Raw genomic sequence first — 18,172 nt, forward strand, 5'->3', positions numbered from 1 at the left:
GGAGCGAAAACCTGCAAGCAATAATGCGTCGTGTGACAACGGCAGCGCCCTCCATCGGCCAGCGCGTGCACTCGCTGAACCGCCCGAACATGGTCAGCGTCGGCACGATCGTCTGGCTGTCCAGTGAGCTCATGTTCTTCGCCGGGCTCTTCGCCATGTTCTTCACGGTGAAGGCCCAGAACGAAGGACCGTGGCCCCCGGCACCCACCCACCTGAACGTGCCCTACGCACTGTTCTTCACGATCATCCTGGTGGCCTCGTCGTTCACCTGCCAGTGGGGCGTGTTCGCGGCGGAGCGCGGTGACGTGTTCGGCCTGCGTCGCTGGTACCTGGTGACGCTGATCATGGGTGCGATCTTCGTCGGCGGCCAGGCGGGCGAGTACATCAACCTCGTCCACGAGGGCACCACCATCGCCGGCTCCGCCTACGGCACCGTCTTCTACCTCACGACCGGCTTCCACGGCCTGCACGTGATCGGTGGTCTGATCGCGTTCGGCTACCTGCTGGTCCGCACGAAGCTGAGCAAGTTCACCCCCGCGCAGGCGACGTCCGCGATCGTCGTGTCGTACTACTGGCACTTCGTCGACGTCGTCTGGATCGGCTTGTTCGCCGTCATCTACATCGTGCCCTGACGACCAGCACGAACCCCGAACTCACACCAGCAAGGGTTGCCGCACACATGACCACCAACACCACACGGGCCCGGAAGCGCGGCACCAAGCTGCGCAGGCGGATCTCGGGCCTGCTCGCGCTGGGCTTCGCGCTGCTGTCCGCGGGCTTCCTGTTCTCCGCGCTCGCGCCGCAGCCGCAGACCGCGCAGGCGCAGGACGACCCGGCCCGGGTGCGGCTGGGCGAGCAGCTCTACAACAACACCTGCATCTCGTGCCACGGCAAGAACCTCGACGGCGTCGAGGCCCGCGGCCCGAGCCTGATCGGTGTGGGCGAGGCGTCCGTCTACTTCCAGGTGTCCTCCGGCCGGATGCCGTTGGCCCGCCAGGAGGCCCAGGCCCAGCGCAAGCCGGCGGTGTTCACGCCGGAGGAGATCGACGCGCTCGGCGCGTTCATCCAGTCCCGCGGCGGCGGCCCGACCACTCCCGAGGAGCGGGGTCAGGCGCTGCGCGGCGACGACCCGGCCCGCGGTGGCGAGCTGTTCCGGCTCAACTGCGCGGCGTGCCACAACTTCACCGGTCGCGGCGGGGCGCTGTCGTCCGGCAAGTTCGCACCCGAGCTGGACGGGGTGACCGAGGAGCAGGTGTACACGGCCATGCTCACCGGCCCGCAGAACATGCCGAAGTTCTCCGACCGGCAGCTCACGCCGGAGGAGAAGGAAGACATCATCGCGTACATCAAGTCGGTGACCGACGGGAACAACAACCCCGGCGGCGCCCCCCTCGGCGGCCTCGGGCCGGTATCGGAGGGTCTGATCGCATTCATCGTGGGTATCGCCGCGCTGGTCGGTGTGACCCTCTGGATCGGAGCCAAGGCATGAGCGGCGAGAAGCCGAAGGACCTGCCCGACGAGGCCGCCCTCGCCGGGATGAGCAGGGACGAGCTGGTCAAGCTCGGCACGAACCTCGACGGTGTCGAGCTGGTCCACTACGAGGAGCGGTGGCCGGTCGAGGGCACCCGCGCGGAGAAGCGCGCCGAGCGCACCGTGGCCCTCTGGTTCACCGTCGCCGCCCTGTCCGGCCTGGCGTTCCTCGCCGCCTTCCTGTTCTGGCCGTGGAAGTACCACCAGCCGAACACCCCGGACCACTTCGTGTACAGCCTGTACACCCCGCTGATCGGCTTCACGCTCGGCCTGTCGGTGCTCGCCCTGGGCGTGGGCGCGCTGCTCTACACGAAGAAGTTCATCCCGGAGGAGCTGGCGGTCCAGCAGCGCCACGACGGCGGTTCCACGGAGGTCGACAAGGCCACCGTGCTCGCCGAGCTGGCCGACGCGGGCAGCCGCTCCACCATCGGCCGCCGGTCGCTGATCAAGCGGACCGCGGGCCTGGGCGCCGGCGTGTTCGGCCTCGGCGTGGTCGCGCTGCCGCTGGGCAGCCTGGTGCGCAACCCGTGGGCGGACAGCGACAGCAAGGACTCGCTCTGGCACACCGGGTGGAAGTCGGAGCACGGCGAGAAGGTCTACCTGCGCAACTACACCGGCAAGCCGCACGACGTGCAGCTGGTGCGGCCGGAGGACCTGGACGCGGGCGGCTACATGACCGTCTTCCCGTTCCGGGAGTCCGAGCGGAACGACGAGCACGCGCTCATCATGGCCACCAAGCGGGTCGACGCCCCGGTGCTGCTGCTCAAGTTCCGCCCGGGCCAGCAGGTCGTCAAACGTGCGGGTCAAGAGGACTTCAACTACGGCGACCTGTACGCGTTCTCGAAGATCTGCACCCACCTGGGGTGCCCGGCATCGCTGTACGAGCAGCAGACCGGTCTGCTGCTGTGCCCCTGCCACCAGTCGCAGTTCGACGTCTTCCACTACGGCAAGCCCAGGTTCGGTCCGGCAACCCGTGCCCTGCCGCAGCTTCCGATCACGGTGGACGAGGACGGATACTTGATTGCCCGCAGCGACTTCATCGAGGCTGTGGGTCCGGCGTTCTGGGAGCGTAAGTCATGAGCGGCATCACCACGCCGACGAAGCGGCAGAACGCCGCCGCCAGGGCGGCGGGTGGCGCCGCGAAGTGGGCTGACGACCGGTTCCACATGGCCGGTGGCATGCGGAAACAGCTGAACAAGGTGTTCCCCACGCACTGGTCTTTCCTGCTGGGCGAGATCGCGCTGTACAGCTTCATCATCCTGCTGCTGTCCGGCACGTACCTGGCGCTGTTCTTCGACCCCTCCATGGAGGAGGTCATCTACAACGGCACCTTCACCAACCTCCAGGGCGTGCCGATGTCGCGCGCCTACGAGTCGACGCTGGAGATCTCGTTCGACTTCCGCGGCGGCCTGTTCGTGCGGCAGGTGCACCACTGGGCGGCGCTGCTGTTCATGGGCGCGATCGTCGTGCACATGTTCCGGATCTTCTTCACGGGCGCGTTCCGCCGCCCGCGCGAGATCAACTGGGTCATCGGCATCGTGCTGTTCATGCTCGGCGCGATCGAGGGCTTCCTCGGCTACTCGCTGCCCGACGACCTGCTGTCCGGCACCGGCCTGCGGGTGATGGCCGGTCTGCTGCTGTCCTTCCCGGTCATCGGCACGTGGCTGAACTGGCTGGCCTTCGGCGGCGAGTTCCCCGGCACGGAGATCATCCCGCGGTTCTACACGCTGCACATCCTGGTCATCCCCGCGATCATCCTGGCGCTGGTGGCCGCGCACCTGGCGCTGGTCTGGTACCAGAAGCACACCCAGTTCCCGGGCGTGGGCCGCAAGGAGACCAACGTCGTCGGCGTGCGCATCATGCCGGTGTTCGCGGCCAAGGGCGGCGGCTTCTTCGCGGTGGTCGTCGCGATCACCGCGATCATGGGCGGCGTCTTCCAGATCAACCCGGTGTGGAACTTCGGCCCGTACAACGCGGGGCACATCTCGGCCGGCTCGCAGCCCGACTGGTACATGGGCTGGACCGACGGCCTGGTCCGGCTGTGGCCGGCGTGGGAGCTGTACCTGGGCGACTACACGGTGCCCGAGCCGTTCCTGCCGTTCATGCTCGGCCTGCCGCTGCTGACCGGCATCGCCGCCGCGTACCCGTGGATCGAGCGGAAGCTGACCAAGGACTACGCGCACCACAACCTGCTCCAGCGCCCGCGTGACGTGCCGGTCCGGACGTCGCTCGGCGTCATGTCCATCTCGTACTTCATGGTGCTGCTGGTCATGGGCGCCAACGACATCTTCGCGTACAAGTTCGACGTCTCGTTGAACGCGACGACGTGGATGGGCCGCATCGGTCTGCTGGTGATCCCCCCGATCGCCTACTTCCTGACCTACCGCATCTGCATCGGCCTGCAACGCGCCGACCGCGAGGTCCTGGAGCACGGTGTCGAGACCGGCATCATCAAGCGCCTGCCGCACGGCGAGTTCATCGAACTCCACCAGCCGCTGGGCCCGGTGGACGACCACGGCCACCCGCTGCCCCTGGCCTACCAGGGCGCCCCGGTGCCGAAGAAGATGAACAAGCTCGGCTCGGCGGGCCACCCGGTGCCCGGCAGCTTCCTGACGCCGGACGCCCCGGAGGAGACCGCGGCCCTGGCCCGGGCCCGCAAGGACACCGGCGGTGCCAAGGACTCCCTCACGGGGGAGAACAAGCCGTCCGCCGAACTGGCGGGCAAGCCCTCCCAGCCCGAGGACTGAGCCCACGGGAAAGGCCCCCGCACCGACCGGTGCGGGGGCCTTTCCCGTGCGTCCGGGGTCGGCCGTCAGGCTTCGTCGAGCCCGATGGAGAACGCGGCTTCCGTGTCCCGCTTGGAGTAGGACCGGAACGAGATGTGGGTGTCCGTGTTGAGCACGCCGGGCACCTTGGAGATGTGGCCGGGCACCAGCTCGGCCAGGTCCTCGTGCCGGGCGACCTTCACCAACGCGATCAGGTCCACGTCACCGGCGCACGAGTACACCTCCGTGACGCCCTCGATGTCGGCGATCGCCTGTGCCGCGTCCGGGATGGTCTCGGCGGCGGCCTGGATCAACACGATCGCGGTGATCACAGCGTCCTCCTGGGTCAAGGTCGGGGTGCCCACATGCTAGTGGCCCGCCACCCGGTACTGGTCCCGGCCGGCTTCGGCGCGTTCCACCCACTCCCGCCACGCCCCCGCGGCGCCCGCCGGGGACGTCCAGGGCCGGTCGCAGTACACCAACCGGGTTCCCGGCCGGTCCAGCCACCGCAGGACCACCGAGGCCTCCTCGGGGGGTGCCCCGAACAGCGGCCCGTCCCCGGGCAGCACCGTCTCGGCCGACGCGACCAACGCGTCCACCACCGGCATCGGCGCAACGCCCCGCCGCGCCACTCCGGCCGACGCCAGCCGGCCGTGCCGCACCACGGCGAACTCCCAACCCCCGGCGCCATCGGGCCGCGCGGCCACCAGTTCCGGCAGGACCGCCAGCCCGGCGAGCCGCTGTCCCCGGTCCAGCACCCGCACCAGGCCCGCCAACCGGTCCCGGCGCGCGGCGGCGTCCTCGAACCGGTGCACCCCCGACAGCTCCTCCAGGTGCGCGGCCACCCCTCGCAACGGCGCGGTGTCCTCACCGGCCACCAACGCCCGCAACGCGACGACGGCGGGCGCGTACTCGTCCACCGACTGCCGCCCGGCGCAAGGAGCCTTGCACCGACCCAGCTCGTACAGCGCGCACGGCGTCCCACTCGGGTTCCGGGCCGGGATCCGTTGCGAACAGGCCCGCAGCGGCACGGCCTCCAGCAGCGCCTCCTGAGCCTCCTCGGCCACCCGCCGGGACCGGAACGGCCCGACCGCCCCCGGACGCGGCGTGCGGACCAGCGAGAGGCGGGGGAACGGCTCCTCGGTCAGCGTGAGCCACCACCAGCCGCCCTGGTTCTTCGACCGCCGGTTGTACGCGGGCTTGTGCGCGGTCAGCAGCCGCAGCTCCCGCACCTCCGCCTCCAGCGAGTGCGCGCACACCACCCCGTCCACCCGGACGGCCAGCGCGACCATCTCGCGCAGCCGCCGCCGGCCCTCCGACGCGGTGAAGTACTGCCGCACCCGCCTGCGGAGGTCCGAAGCCGTGCCGACGTACAGCACCTCCTCGTTCGGACCCCGGAACAGGTACACACCGGGTGACGAAGGCAGATGCGCGGCCAGCTCCCGCTTCCGGCGCTGCGCCGGTGTCACCTCCGGCAGGTACGCGAGCAGTTCCTCCAGCGAGTGCACGCCGACCGAACCGACCCGTTCCAGCAAGTGGTGCAGGACCTCCACGGTCGCCCGCGCGTCGGTCAGCGCCCGGTGGTTCGGCACCGTCCCGACCCGGAACAGCTGCGCCAGCGCGGACAACCGGCAGCTCGGCGCCTCGTCCCGGGACAGCACCCGGCGGGCGAGCTTGACCGTGCACAGCACGGTGGGCCGGGGCCAGTGGTACCCGTGCCGCTCGCAGGCGGCCTTGACGAACCCCACGTCGAACCCGGAGTTGTGCGCCACGAGCACGGATCCGGCGGCGAACTCCAGGAAGGCGGGCAGCACCGTCGCCAGCCGGGGCGCGCCGGTCACCATGTACTGGGTGATCCCGGTCAGCGCCACCACCTGCGGTGGAATACCGCGTTCCGGGTCGACCAGGGTCGAGAACGTGCCCAGCACCCGACCGCCCCGGACCTTCACCGCGCCGATCTCGGTGATCGCGTCCGCGGCCGCGCTGCCGCCCGTCGTCTCCAGGTCGAACACGACGAACGTGGTGTCCCGCAACGGGGTTCCCAGCTCGTCGAACGTCAGCTGGGCGGTGGTCGGGGTAGTCATCGCCGCGCACCGTAGCGAGGGGGTACGACAATCTTCGATTCCCGCAGGCCGGCCGACGGGGCGGGGAAGTCGGTGTCAACGGTCACGGGGCCGTAGCCTGTACGGGTGCAGGACCCGATAGCGCCCGACGACGGACTCGTGACCGGAGAGCCGGACGCGCCCGTCGAGTCCACTGTGGACTGGGGGGCGCTGCCGGAGCAGCTGCGCGCCCGGTTGGCGGAGCTGAGCGCGGACGCCCTGGGCGACCTGGCGAAGGTCGACGTCCCGCAGCAGCTCAGGGCGGTCGCCAGGTTCGCGCCGACCAAGCGCGCGCGGTTGGGCGGCGGCGCGTTGATCGCGGGTCTGCGGAACTCGTCGAACTTCCGGGCGGCCGTGGTCGAGTGGTTGCGGCGCAACCGGCCCGCCGCGCTGGAGGCCACCTCGCCCGACCCGGTCGCGGCCGGTGCGGCGGCGATCCTGCAGGGCGAGGAGGTGGCGGCCCACTTCGTCGAGCTGGTGACCCGGCGGGCGACCGAGGCCTCGCTGCGGGTGGAGCGCGACGCCGCCGTGCAGCGGGCGGACCGGCTGGACCAGGAGCTGGAGCGGCTCAAGGCGGAGCGGGCGGAGACCACCAGCGTCACGGACAAGATCCGGGAGGAGGCCGAGGTCGAGCTGGAGCGGCTGCGCAAGCGCCTGCGCGAGCAGGGCGTGCGGCTGCGCGAGGCGAAGGACCGGGCCGAGTCCGCGCAGGCCGAGGCGGAACGGGCGCGCGCCGAGGCGGAGGCGGAGGTCCGCCGGATCACCGCCGAACGCGACCGGGAACGCGAGCGCGCGGAGAACGAGCGCGCCAAGGCGCAACGGGCCGAGGCCGACGCCGAGGTGGCGCGGCAGTCCGCCAAGGAGGCCCGGCAGGCCGACGAGGTGCGCCTGGCGCTGCTGGTGGACACGCTGGACGGCGCGGTGAACGGACTGCGCCGGGAACTGGCCCTGGGTGGCGCCGGCCCGCGCCCGGCGGACCTGGTGCGCGGTGCGAGCGCGGCGCAGGGCGCGGTGGGCCGGGTGGAGGACCCGGCGGCGCTGGACCGCCTGCTGGCGCTGCCCGCCGTGCACTTGATCGTGGACGGCTACAACGTCACCAAGACCGGCTACCCGGAGCTGTCGCTGTCCGACCAGCGCGACCGGCTGGTGCACCAGTTGGCCGTGCTGGCGGCGCGGACCGGGGCCGAGGTGACCCTGGTGTTCGACGGCGCGGGCGTGGTGGCGGTGCCGACCAGTGCGCCGCGCGGGGTGCGCGTGCTGTTCAGCGATCCCGGCGTGCTGGCCGACGACGTGATCCGTGCTCTGGTCACCGCGGAGCCGGAGGGCCGTCCGGTGGTCGTGGTCACGTCCGACCGGGCGGTCGCGGACTCCGTCCGACGGCGGGGTGCGCACCCGGTGCCGTCCGCGGTGCTGCTGGCACGCCTGGGACGGGTGTGACACGGGCCGTGTTTTTCACACCACGGGCGGTCACACCGTGAGGTCACGGGACGGCCGTTCGAGGATCGTTGCCAACCTGGAAGGATTTCCGGCCCCTGCGGGTGGACGCCGGGGCTCACCTTTCGTAACCTGGCCGAGATCTCGCGGCGGGCAGCCGTCCATCCTGGACGGCGACGCGGGTTCACCGCCGAATCGGCCTGTCGGGGTGCCGAGCCGGAGCAACTGACCAGATCTGTCGGGCAGGTGCGGACACGCACGCCCGACCGGCAGGCGGTTCATACGTTAGGAGTGACACGCGACTGTGGCGTCGCAACGACTCAAGCGCGGTGTGCGCGGGGCGATCGCGGCCACGGCGGTGGCCGCCGCGGCGGTGGGTGTCTCACCCGCGACCGCCGGAGCTCAGCCGAACACGGCTTCCGATGCGCTGAACAAGTACAACGAGCTGGCCGAGCAGGCCACCAAGCTCAACGAGGAACTGCTGCGCGCGGAAGAGCAGCGCGACAACAACCAGGGTTTGCTCGACCAGGCCAACGCGGACCTCGCGCAGGCCAACACCGCGGGCGAGCAGGCGCGCACCGACGAGCAGCTGTTCCGCGTCCAGGTGGACAAGCTCACCGAGGCGTCGTTCGAGGGCGCCCGGTTCAACCACCTCTCCGCGCTGCTGGTGAGCGACTCGCAGCAGGACTTCCTCAACCGGATGTCCGCGCTGGGCGTGCTGGCCGCCGACAACGGCGAGGCGCTGGACAAGCTGTCCGGTGCGGTGAACGCGGCCGAGTCGGCGAAGGCGGTGGCGGCGGACGCGCAGAGCCGCGCGCAGAAGGCGACCGACGAGTCCACCCGGATCGCCGACGACATCAAGAAGCGCCAGGGTGACCTCGACAACCAGATCAAGGAGGTCCGCGCGCAGCTCAACCAGCTCAACTCGGGCGACCGCAAGGTGCTCACCGACCCCGGTGACATGTCGGACAAGTCGGTGCCGTCCGGCACGGCGGGCGCCGCTCTGGCGTTCGCGCTGGACCAGCGCGGCGACGGGTACAAGTACGGCGCGACCGGCCCGGACCTGTGGGACTGCTCCGGCCTGACCTCCAAGGCGTACGCCTCGGCGGGCGTGACCATCCCGCGCACCAGCAACGGCCAGGCGGGTGCCGGTCGTGCGGTGAGCCGCGGTGAGCTCCGGGCGGGCGACCTGGTGATCTACAACGGCGGCAACCACGTCGGGATGGCGGTGGACAACGGCAGCGTCGTGCACGCCTCCACCGAGGGCGTGCCGGTGAAGATCGTGCCGCTGGACAGCCCCGGCTCCATCTTCGCGATGCGCCGCATCGAAGGCTGAACCCCTTGATGCGGGCGCACCGGTGTTCCGCACCCGGCAAGAGCCGGTGAGCTCCGGGACGTCGCGCGTCGAGAGGTGACCGCAGTACGGCAGGGCCGCCCCGCACCGGGGTGGCCCTGCCGACTACTTTGGAGACGCGTGAGCCGCTTCCGGGTCCTGCTGGCCGCGCTGGTCGCCGCGTCGTTCCTGTGCGGGCTGGCGCTGGCGGTGACCCCGGACCGGCCACCGGCTCCGTCGGCGGCCGTCGTCGACCCGCGCCAGGACGCGATCCGCGACCTGTTGGACCGCCGGGCCCGCGCGGTGCTGACCCGCGACGAGGACGCGTTCACCGCCGACCTGGACCCGGACGCCGAGCCGGACTTCCGGCAGCGGCAGCGCGACCTGTTCCGCAACCTCGCCGCCGTGCCGCTGGGGGAGTGGGAGTACCGGGTCGAGGGCGGGACGGACCTCGCCGCCGTCCGGCTGCCCGCCGCCGACGAGTCGTGGGCGCCCGGCGTGCGGCTCGCGTACCGGCTGCGCGGGGTCGACGCCACGCCCAGCACGCAGCCGATGGCCTACCTGTTCACCCGGCGCGGCGACCGCTGGTACCTCAACTCCGACACCGCCCTGGAACCGGTCGGCAAGCGCACCTGGCGCGGGCCGTGGGACTTCGGCCCGTGCCACGTGCTGACCGGCGCCGGCGGGTTCGTGCTCAGCCACCCCGGCGGCGAGCCGCTGGCCGCCCGCGTGCTGGCCGAACTGGGCACCGCCGTGGCCACCGTGACCGAGGTGTGGGGCCCGGCGTGGGCGCGGCAGGTCGCCGTGCTGATCCCGGCCGACGCCCGCGAGTTGCAGGCGCTGGTGGGGCCGGGCTTCGCGGACGGGTCGATCGCGGGCGTCGCGGTGGCCGACCGGGTGGATGCCCGGACGCACACCGCGCAGGGCCAGCGGGTGGTGCTGAACCCGGACCGCGCGAGCGTGCTGTCGCCGCTGTCGTTGCGGGTGCTGCTGCGGCACGAGATCACCCACGTCGCGGCACGCGGCGAGACCGTCGACGGGGCCCCCATGTGGCTGCTGGAGGGCTTCGCGGACTACGTGGGCTACCGGGGCAGCGACGTGCCGCCGCGCAAGGCCGCCCCCGCGCTGGCCGCACTGGTGAAGACCGCGCCGCCGTCCGAACTGCCGCCCGACGGGCGGTTCCGGGGCGCGACCATGGAACTGGCCTACCAGGAGTCGTGGTCGCTCAACCTGTACCTGGCGCGGAAGCTCGGCGAGCCGGGGCTGGTGGAGGTGTACCGGCGGATCGCGCGGGCCGGGCCGCTGACCGGGGCGCGGCTGGACGCCCTGGTGCTGGAGACGACCGGGGCGGACGTGGCGGAGTTGGTGCGGGGCTGGCGGGAATTCCTGCGATCGGCGTTCCCGTAACGTGGGGCCGTGCGTCGGACCCTCCTGGTGACCAATGACTTCCCGCCCCGCCCCGGCGGCATCCAGGCCTACCTGCACGCGCTGGCCTCCCGGCTGCCGGACCTCGTGGTGTACGCGCCGTCGTGGGAGTCGCCGTCGGGTTCGCACCCCGAGTTCGACGCCGTGCAGCCGTTCGAGGTGGTGCGGCACCCCGGCACGCTGATGCTGCCCACGCCGGACGTGCTGCGGCGGGCGTCGGAGATCATGCGGTCCAACCGGTGCGAGGCGGTGTGGTTCGGCGCGGCGGCACCGCTGGCGCTGCTCACGCCGTGGCTGCGGGACGCGGGCGCGCAGCGCGTGGTGGCGTGCACGCACGGGCACGAGGTCGGCTGGTCGATGCTGCCGGCGGCCCGGCAGTCGTTGCGCGCCATCGGTTCCACTGTGGACGTGGTGACGTTCGTGAGCCGGTACACCCGGTCCCGGTTCGCCGCCGCGTTCGGTCCGATGGCGGCGCTGGAGCACCTGCCGTCCGGGGTGGACACGTCGGTGTTCGCGCCGGACCCGGTGGCGCGGCAGGAGATCCGCTCGCGTCACGGCTTGGGCGATCGGCCGGTGGTGGTGTGCGTGTCGCGCCTGGTGCCGCGCAAGGGGCAGGACGTGCTGGTGCGGGCGTTGCCGGAGATCCGGCGGCAGGTGCCGGACGCCGCGCTGCTCCTCGTCGGCGGCGGACCGCACCGGGATTCGTTGGCCCGCTTGGCTTCTTCCGTCGGCGTGGCGGACCACGTGGTGTCGACCGGGGCCGTGCCGTGGTCGGAGCTGCCCGCGCACTACAACGCCGGGGACGTGTTCGCCATGCCTTGCCGGACGCGGGGGCGCGGGCTGGACGTCGAAGGGCTCGGGATCGTGTACCTGGAGGCTTCGGCGACCGGGTTGCCGGTGGTGGCGGGGCGGTCCGGGGGTGCGCCGGAGACCGTGCGGGACGGGATCACCGGGAGTGTGGTGGACGGCCGGTCGGTGGCCGCGGTCGCGACCGAGGTGGGGCGGCTGCTGGCGGACCGGGACCTGGCGGCGAAGATGGGGCAGGCGGGCCGGGAGTGGGTGTCGCGCGAGTGGCGCTGGGAGGACCTGGCCGCACGGCTGGCGACGCTGATCGACGGCTGACGGGCTCGGCTGCCCCGGAATCGTGACTCGTCGCCGGTCCCGGCGGCGCGACCCGCCGGGAGCGCGGTTCAGGCGGGCGGTGGTCGGTGGCCGGTCCGCGTCCGGATGGCGTTCGCGCGTTCGGCCTCCTCGGCCGCCGCCGTGTGGTTGCCCATCGCCAAGTGCACCGCCGCGAGTTCCGCCCGTGCCATGCCCTCGATGATCCGCAGCCCCTGCCACGCGGTGAGCGCGACCGCCTGGTCGCACAGCGCCTTCGCCTCGGCCGGTTCGCCGCGCAGCCGCCGCACCGCCGCCAACCCCACCAGCGCCTTGGCCTCCCCGAACCGGAACCCGATCCGCCGGGCCTTGGTCAGCGCCTGCTGGAACTGCTCGTCGGCGGTGCGCAGGTCGTTCCGGCCGCGGTTCGCGGACGCCATCACGACCAGCACGTTCGTCGTCACCCGCTGATCACCGTCGTCCTTCAGCTCCACCAGCGCCTGCTCCGCCAACGCCAACGCGGTCGAGTGCTCGCCCAGGTCCAGCCGCACGCTCGCGATGGCCTCCAGGGCACGGGCGGTGGACGCCCGGAACCCCGACTCGCGGCTCAGCCGCAGCGCCTCGGCCAACTGCGTGAGCGCCCGCCGCGGCTCGCCCAGCAGCTGGGCGGTCATGCCGAGCAGGACGCGGGCGGTGATCTCGCCCGCGCGCACGCCCTGCGCGGTGCTCACCGCGAGCGCCTCGCCCAGCAGCTCCTCCGCCTCGGCCAGCTCGCCGGTGTCGATCGCCAGGATGCCCAGACCGGTCAGCACGCCCGTCTCGCCGGGTCGGGATCCGCCCGACTCGCGGTGCAGCGCCAGGCACGTCTCCAGGTCGTCGCGCGCGCCCGCCAGGTCGCCCGCGTCCAGCCGGACCAGGCCCAGCGCCCCGCGCACGCCCGCCTCGGACGCCAGGTCGCCGGACGCCCGGTGCAGCTCGACCGCCCGCGTGTAGTGCGCGACGGACGTGTCGAAGTCGCCCAGCCGCCAGTGCAGGGTGCCCAGGTTCTGCCGCATCGCGGCCTCGCCGGCCCGGTCGCGCTGCTCGTGGGCGGCGTCCAGGCCGTAGCGGGCGGTGGTCAGCCACTCGGTGACGTGCTTGCCGATCCACAGGTAGCCGCGCAGGCCGTCGGCCAGTCGCCAGGAGACCTCCGCCGGGCCGTGCTCGGCGGCCGACCGGATCGCGGCGGTGAGGTTGGCGCGTTCGGCGTCCAGCCACGCCCTGGCCCGGGCGGCGGTCTCGATGCGGGGCAGCCGGACCGCCGTGCCGTCGGTCGCGGGCAGTCGCATCAGGTCCGGGTACAGCAGTTCGGCGCACTGGTCCACGGCGCCCACGTAGAACCTGAGCAGTCGGATGCGGGCCTGCGCGACGTCCTCGGCGGGTCCGGCGGCGGACCGGGCCGGCTCGTCGTGGAACGAGTACCGACCGCCGTGCGCCCGGAGCAGCCGGGCGGCCGCGAGGCGGGCCAGCAGCGCACCGGCCGCGCCCACCGACAGGTCGCCGGCGTTGGCCGCGGCCTCGGCCGTGAAGTCCGGCCCCGGCACGGCGCCGAGCAGGCGGAACAGCCGGCGGGCGGCGGGCGGCAGGTCGGCGTGCGCCAGTTCGGCCGGCCCGCGGTCGCCGAGCCGTTCGACGTAGCGGGCCACCGGGCCGTCGCCCACCGCCGCGGCGGCGATGGCCAGCGTCGACGGCAGGTACCCGCAGCGCTCGGCGAGCTCCTCGGCGGCCGGGCCGGTGCGGCGCAGCAGCGCCAGCGCTTCGTCCTTCGCCAGCACGTCCACCGCCACCCGGCGGGCCCCGTCCACCGCGATCAGGCCCCGCAGGTCGTCCCGGCTGGTGATCAGCACCGGGCAGCCGGCCGCGCCCGGCAGCAACGGGCGGACCTGGTCCGGCGCGGCGGCGTTGTCCAGCACCAGCAGCATCCGCCGGCCGGCCAGCAGCGAGCGGAACAGCGAGCTCTGCTCGTCCGGGTCGACCGGGATCTGCTCCGGCGGCACGCCCAGCGCCCGCAGGAACCTGGTCAGCACGTCCACCGCGGCCGGCGGCGGACCGCAGGCGTGGCCGCGCAGGTCCGCGTACAGCCGGCCGTCCGGGAACCGGTGCCGCAGCCGGTGCGCCAGCCGCACCGCGAGCGCCGTCTTGCCCACCCCGGGCACGCCGGTCAGCACCACGATCGGCACCGCCGTGCCGGTCTCGTCCGGCGCCACCAGCCGGGCCACCCGGTCGACCACCTCGGCGCGCCCCACGAACCCCGGCACGTCCGGCGGCAGCTGGTCGGGCACGTCCGGGTCGGCCGGTTCGGCGGGCGCGGCCAGCGCCGGGTCGCCGACCAGGATCGCCTGGTGCACCCGGCGCAGCTCCGCGCCCGGCTCGACGCCCAGCTGGTCGGCCAGCACCCGGTCCACCCGGCGGAACGCCTCCAGCGCCTCCGCCTGCCGGCTGCCCCGGTACAGCGCGACCATCAGCTGCGCCCAGAACCGCTCCCGCAGCGGGTGGTCGGTGGTGAGGCCGCGCAGCACCGGCACCAGGCGCTCGTGGTTGCCCAGCGCCAGCTCGACGTCGTTGCGCTCCTCGTGCACGACCATCAGGCGCTCGGTCAGCCGGGGCACCTCCTCGTGCCGCAGGGCTTCGGACGGGACGTCCGCGAGCGCCGGGCCGCGCCAGAGGTCCAGCGCCTCCGCGTACAGGTCGGCGGCGCGGGCCGGGTCACCCTGCCGCGCGGCCTGGCGGGCGAGGCCCGCGGTGGTCGTGAAGCGGTGCGCGTCGACCTGCTCGGGCGTCACCACGAGGCGGTAGCCGTCGGAGGTCGTGCGGATGAGCGAAGGGTCGCCGAGCAGCTGCCGCAGCCGCATGACGTAGGTCTGGAGGGTGCCCCGCGTGCGGGCGGGCGGGTCGTCGCCCCAGAGGAACGCGACCAGCTCGTTCACCGCCACCACACGGCCCGCACGCAGGGACAACGCCGCCAGCAGCGCCCGGTGCTTGCCCGCCCGGACCGGCACGCCACGGCCGTCGAGGCGTACTTCGAGGGGGCCGAGCAGCCCGAACGACGGCCCCGATCCCATCCTCGTTCCCCTCGAATGAACGTCCGGCGGATCCCCTCCCGGTCAGCCGCTGACGGCGCGAGTCACCGTCGCGTCAGCGATACGACAGCGCGCTCGGGCAGTCTTTGGGACGTCCCGGTTGGGGGACCGGGACAACAAGCTTCTCGAATCCGCGCCAGCGGATGACGATCACTGGGGGTCGGGTGGCCCGCGCCGTTGCCGGTGCGGGCCACCCGTCTTATGCGCGGGAACTGTAGACCGGCCGGCCCGGGCCGCGGGCTCAGTTCGCGTAAATCGCTTCGATGTCCTGCTGGTAGGTCGACGCGACGACCGTCCGGCGCAGCTTGAGGCTCGGCGTCATCTCGCCGCCGGCCTCGGTGAAGTCCACCGGCAGGATGCGGAACTTCTTGATCGCCTCCGCCTTGGACACCGCCTGGTTGGCCTCGTCCACGGCCGCCTGGATCACCCCGCGCAGCGTCTCGTCGTCGAGCAGGTCCGCCACGGTCGCCGACGCGGGCTTCCCGTGCTGCTGCTTCCAGGCCGGGAAGAACTCCGGGTCGATGGTGATCAGCGCGCCGATGAACGGCTGCGCGTCGCCCACCACCATGCACTGGCTGATGAGCGGGTGCGACCGCAGCCGGTCCTCCAGCACGGCCGGCGAGACGTTCTTGCCGCCCGCCGTGACGATGATCTCCTTCTTCCGGCCGGTGATCCTGAGGAACCCGTCGCCGTCCAGCTCGCCGATGTCACCGGAGTGGAACCAGCCGTCGTCCAGCGCTTCCTTGGTGGCCGCCGGGTTGTTCCAGTAGCCGCGGAACACCACGTCGCCCTTGACCAGGATCTCACCGTCCTCGGCGATGCGCACCGAGGTGCCGGCCACCGGCCGCCCGACCGTGCCCACCCGGAACGCCGTCTCGGTGTTCACGCACGCCGCCGCGCTGGTCTCGGTCAGGCCGTAGCCCTCCAGCACCGGCACGCCGACGCCCCGGAAGAAGTGCGCCAGCCGCGCACCCAGCGGAGCGCCGCCGGACACCGCCGCGATGCACCGGCCGCCCAGCGCCGCCTGGAGCTTGGCGTAGACGAGCTTGCCGAACAGGGCGTGCTTGAGCTTCAGGCCGAGCCCCGGGCCGCCGGCGTCCAGCGCCTGGCTGTACTCGACCGCGGTCGCCTCGGCGGCGTCGAAGATCTTGCCCTTGCCCGCCGCGTGCGCCTTCTGCTTGGCGCCGTTGTAGACCTTCTCGAACACCCGCGGCACGGCCACCACGAACGTCGGGCGGAACGACTGGAGGTCCTCCACCAGGTTCTTCACGTCCGCCGTGTGCCCCAGCGTGACCCGCGTGTACACAGCGCACAGGGCGATCGCGCGGGCCAGGATGTGCGCCAGCGGCAGGAACACCAGCAGCGAGTTGCCCGCCTGCATGAGCTGGGGGAACGCGGCGACGTCGGCCCGCACCTCGGCCAGCAGGTTGCGGTGCGTGAGCTCGCAGCCCTTGGGGCGGCCGGTGGTGCCGGAGGTGTAGACGATGGTCGCGGTGTCGTCCGCGCCGACCTCTCTGCGCCGGGCCCGCGCGTCCTCGTCGGACACGCCCGCGCCCAGCGCGGTCAGCTCGTCGATCGCGCCCGCGGCGTCCCCGTTCGGACCTTCGACCTGCCACACGTCGCGCACCTCGGGCAGGCCCGCCACGACCGAGTCGACCGTGGCGCGGTGCGCGTCGGTCTCCACGAACACGGCCCTGGCCGCCGAGTCGGACAGGATCCACTCGACCTGCTCGGCCGAGGACGTCTCGTAGATCGGCACCACGACGCCGCCCGCGTACCAGATGGCGAAGTCGAGCAGGGTCCACTCGTAGCGGGTCTTGGACATCAGGCCGACCCGCTCGCCGGGCTGCAGACCCGACGCGACCAGGCCCTTGGCGACCGCCAGCACCTGGGCGGCGAAGTCGCGGGCGGTCACGTCGACCCAGGTCCCGTCGACGCGCCGGCGGAAGCTGACGGCGTTGCCGAAGCGCTCCGCGTTCGCCTGCACCATGTCGGTGAGGTTCTCCTCGGCAGCCACAGTGGCGGTGGCGGGGACGCTGAACTCGCGCACGTCAACCTCCGGACGATTGTTTGTTACCGGTGGGGAAACCTAGCCTGTGATTCCGGCGATACACCAGGCCGGTGGGATGTTCCGTAACCGTGTCGTGGCACTCTTCCCACCCGTGCCGAGCTTGGACGTCGTGGACGAGACCTTTCTCGCAGTTCCTCCCGAGGTGGTCGCCGCCGCTTTCGCGGACCCTTCCGCGTGGACCCGGTACTGGCCCGACCTCATTCTGGACGTGTACCTCGACCGGGGCGCGCAGGGACTGCGCTGGACGGTGGCCGGCGCGTTGGTCGGAACGATGGAGGTGTGGCTGGAGCAGGTGCTCGACGGCACGCTGCTCCACTACTTCCTGCGGGCCGACCTGCCGGGCGAGCCCTCGCCCAAGCGGCTGCGGCAGGAGCTGCGCCGCCGGCAGCTGGCCGCCAAAGAGGTGTCGCTGGGCCTCAAGACGACCTTGGAGGCCGGGCGCGCTCCGGGCGTTCCGCCTGCGCTGCCGTAGATTCCAGGGGGTGCGGGTTCACGTCGTCTCGGATGTCCACGGCAACGCGGAGGCCCTCGCCCGGGCGGGTGACGGCGCCGACGCCCTGGTGGTCCTGGGGGACCTGGTCGACTTCGTCGACTACTACGACCACGGCAAGGGCATCCTCGGCAGGGTCTTCGGCGCGGAGAAGGTCGAGGTGTTCGCCCGGCTGCGGCGCGGCCGGATGGGCACGGAGACCGTGCACTACGTCCGGTCGCTGTGGGACAGCCTGGACGACGCCGCGTCGGTGGTCCGCGAAGCCGTGCTGGAGCAGTACACCGAGCTGTTCGCGGCGATGAGCGCCCCGACCTACGCGACACCGGGCAACGTGGACAGCCCCGAGCTGTGGCCGAGGTTCGCCCACGACGGGGTGCACGTGCTCGACGGCGAGTCGGCGGAGATCGGCGGCCTGCGGTTCGGGTTCGTCGGCGGCGCGCTGCGCTCGCCCGGTTTCGTGCGGCGGCCCGGTGCGCCCTGGTACCCGTACCTGCGCACCGAGGAGGAGTACGGCGCGGCGCTGGCCGGGCTCGGTGAGGTGGACGTGCTGTGCACGCACATCCCGCCGGCGGTGGCCGAGCTGACCTACGACGTGGTGGCGCGGCGGCCGGAGCTGGGGTCCGCGTCGCTGCTGGCGGCGATCGAGCGGGTCCGGCCCCGGTGGTCGGTGTTCGGCCACGTGCACCAGCCGATGGCCCGCCGGGTGCGGGTCGGCTGGACCGAATGCGTCAACGTCGGCCACTTCCAGCGCAGCGGCACGCCCCACGTGTTGCGCTGGTGACGAGAACCACCGGGTAGCCTCCCC

The 18,172-nt window shown here is 72.6% G+C and carries 14 protein-coding genes; 10 read left to right on the top strand and 4 right to left on the bottom strand.

The features are described from left to right. The first annotated feature begins 23 nt into the window (after positions 1-23). Genes ctaE through qcrB form a run of 4 tightly spaced genes read left to right on the top strand, consistent with a single transcriptional unit; the run spans position 24 to position 4,277 of the window. Positions 24-632, top strand: a complete 609-nt coding sequence (ctaE, locus tag FHS29_RS31940) for an aa3-type cytochrome oxidase subunit III (RefSeq protein ID WP_184697310.1) — start codon at positions 24-26, stop codon at positions 630-632. Positions 633-679: 47 nt separating this feature from the next. Continuing rightward, positions 680-1,489 (top strand): cytochrome bc1 complex diheme cytochrome c subunit, encoded by an 810-nt coding sequence (qcrC, locus tag FHS29_RS31945; RefSeq protein WP_184697313.1) that lies wholly within the window; start codon positions 680-682, stop codon positions 1,487-1,489. After that, positions 1,486-2,610, top strand: a complete 1,125-nt coding sequence (qcrA, locus tag FHS29_RS31950; RefSeq protein WP_184697316.1) for a cytochrome bc1 complex Rieske iron-sulfur subunit — start codon at positions 1,486-1,488, stop codon at positions 2,608-2,610. The genes qcrC and qcrA overlap by 4 nt, the downstream gene beginning before the upstream one ends. Continuing rightward, positions 2,607-4,277, top strand: coding sequence for a cytochrome bc1 complex cytochrome b subunit (gene qcrB / locus FHS29_RS31955; protein ID WP_184697318.1), 1,671 nt, complete (start codon positions 2,607-2,609; stop codon positions 4,275-4,277). The genes qcrA and qcrB overlap by 4 nt, the downstream gene beginning before the upstream one ends. Before the next feature lie 65 nt (positions 4,278-4,342). Here the strand turns inward: qcrB and FHS29_RS31960 are convergent, their stop codons facing one another. Together FHS29_RS31960 and FHS29_RS31965 are read right to left on the bottom strand one after the other, a co-directional pair. Beyond that, positions 4,343-4,627 carry an Lrp/AsnC family transcriptional regulator gene (locus tag FHS29_RS31960; RefSeq protein ID WP_184697321.1) on the bottom strand — a complete coding sequence of 95 codons (285 nt, stop codon included), beginning with the start codon at positions 4,625-4,627 and terminating at the stop codon, positions 4,343-4,345. 36 nt (positions 4,628-4,663) lie between these two features. After that, the gene (locus FHS29_RS31965; protein WP_184697324.1) at positions 4,664-6,379 is read right to left on the bottom strand and encodes a DEDD exonuclease domain-containing protein; all 1,716 of its coding nucleotides are present in this window, start codon (positions 6,377-6,379) and stop codon (positions 4,664-4,666) included. A 105-nt stretch (positions 6,380-6,484) separates the two neighbouring features. Here FHS29_RS31965 and FHS29_RS31970 point away from each other — a divergent pair, with 105 nt between their 5' ends. The 4 genes from FHS29_RS31970 (at position 6,485) to FHS29_RS31985 (ending at position 11,711) form a co-directional block, all read left to right on the top strand. Then, positions 6,485-7,834, top strand: coding sequence for an NYN domain-containing protein (locus FHS29_RS31970; protein ID WP_376774488.1), 1,350 nt, complete (start codon positions 6,485-6,487; stop codon positions 7,832-7,834). Between the two features lie 301 nt (positions 7,835-8,135). Next, a complete protein-coding gene (locus FHS29_RS38350) occupies positions 8,136-9,167 on the top strand; it encodes a C40 family peptidase (RefSeq protein WP_184697327.1) in 1,032 nt (343 codons plus the stop codon). Between the two features lie 138 nt (positions 9,168-9,305). Then, positions 9,306-10,571: a hypothetical protein gene (locus FHS29_RS31980; RefSeq protein WP_184697330.1), complete on the top strand. Its 1,266-nt coding sequence runs from the start codon at positions 9,306-9,308 to the stop codon at positions 10,569-10,571. A 9-nt stretch (positions 10,572-10,580) separates the two neighbouring features. Next, positions 10,581-11,711, top strand: coding sequence for a glycosyltransferase family 4 protein (locus FHS29_RS31985; protein ID WP_184697333.1), 1,131 nt, complete (start codon positions 10,581-10,583; stop codon positions 11,709-11,711). Between the two features lie 68 nt (positions 11,712-11,779). Here FHS29_RS31985 and FHS29_RS31990 read toward each other — a convergent pair whose 3' ends face one another. Both FHS29_RS31990 and FHS29_RS31995 read right to left on the bottom strand, forming a co-directional pair. After that, entirely contained in the window at positions 11,780-14,788 is a 3,009-nt protein-coding gene (locus FHS29_RS31990; protein WP_184697336.1) for an AfsR/SARP family transcriptional regulator, read from the bottom strand. A 259-nt stretch (positions 14,789-15,047) separates the two neighbouring features. Beyond that, positions 15,048-16,856, bottom strand: coding sequence for an AMP-dependent synthetase/ligase (locus FHS29_RS31995; RefSeq protein WP_184697339.1), 1,809 nt, complete (start codon positions 16,854-16,856; stop codon positions 15,048-15,050). Positions 16,857-16,932: 76 nt separating this feature from the next. Between FHS29_RS31995 and FHS29_RS32000 the strand changes: the two genes are divergently transcribed. Both FHS29_RS32000 and FHS29_RS32005 read left to right on the top strand, forming a co-directional pair. After that, positions 16,933-17,349: a polyketide cyclase / dehydrase and lipid transport gene (locus tag FHS29_RS32000; protein WP_184697342.1), complete on the top strand. Its 417-nt coding sequence runs from the start codon at positions 16,933-16,935 to the stop codon at positions 17,347-17,349. A 10-nt stretch (positions 17,350-17,359) separates the two neighbouring features. After that, positions 17,360-18,148: a metallophosphoesterase family protein gene (locus tag FHS29_RS32005; protein WP_184697345.1), complete on the top strand. Its 789-nt coding sequence runs from the start codon at positions 17,360-17,362 to the stop codon at positions 18,146-18,148. The last annotated feature ends 24 nt before the right edge of the window (positions 18,149-18,172 follow it).

Origin of the sequence: Saccharothrix tamanrassetensis, assembly GCF_014203665.1 — a bacterium.
GTDB classification, from domain to species: Bacteria; Actinomycetota; Actinomycetes; order Mycobacteriales; family Pseudonocardiaceae; genus Actinosynnema; species Actinosynnema tamanrassetense.

Bases quoted from the DNA above. Each gene is read 5' to 3' on its own strand.
- ctaE (WP_184697310.1), top strand. From the start codon at position 24: ATGCGTCGTGTGACAACGGCAGCGCCCTCCATCGGCCAGCGCGTGCAC.
- qcrC (WP_184697313.1), top strand. From the start codon at position 680: ATGACCACCAACACCACACGGGCCCGGAAGCGCGGCACCAAGCTGCGC.
- qcrA (WP_184697316.1), top strand. From the start codon at position 1,486: ATGAGCGGCGAGAAGCCGAAGGACCTGCCCGACGAGGCCGCCCTCGCC.
- qcrB (WP_184697318.1), top strand. From the start codon at position 2,607: ATGAGCGGCATCACCACGCCGACGAAGCGGCAGAACGCCGCCGCCAGG.
- FHS29_RS31965 (WP_184697324.1), bottom strand. From the start codon at position 6,379: ATGACTACCCCGACCACCGCCCAGCTGACGTTCGACGAGCTGGGAACC.
- FHS29_RS31990 (WP_184697336.1), bottom strand. From the start codon at position 14,788: ATGGGATCGGGGCCGTCGTTCGGGCTGCTCGGCCCCCTCGAAGTACGC.
- FHS29_RS32000 (WP_184697342.1), top strand. From the start codon at position 16,933: ATGTTCCGTAACCGTGTCGTGGCACTCTTCCCACCCGTGCCGAGCTTG.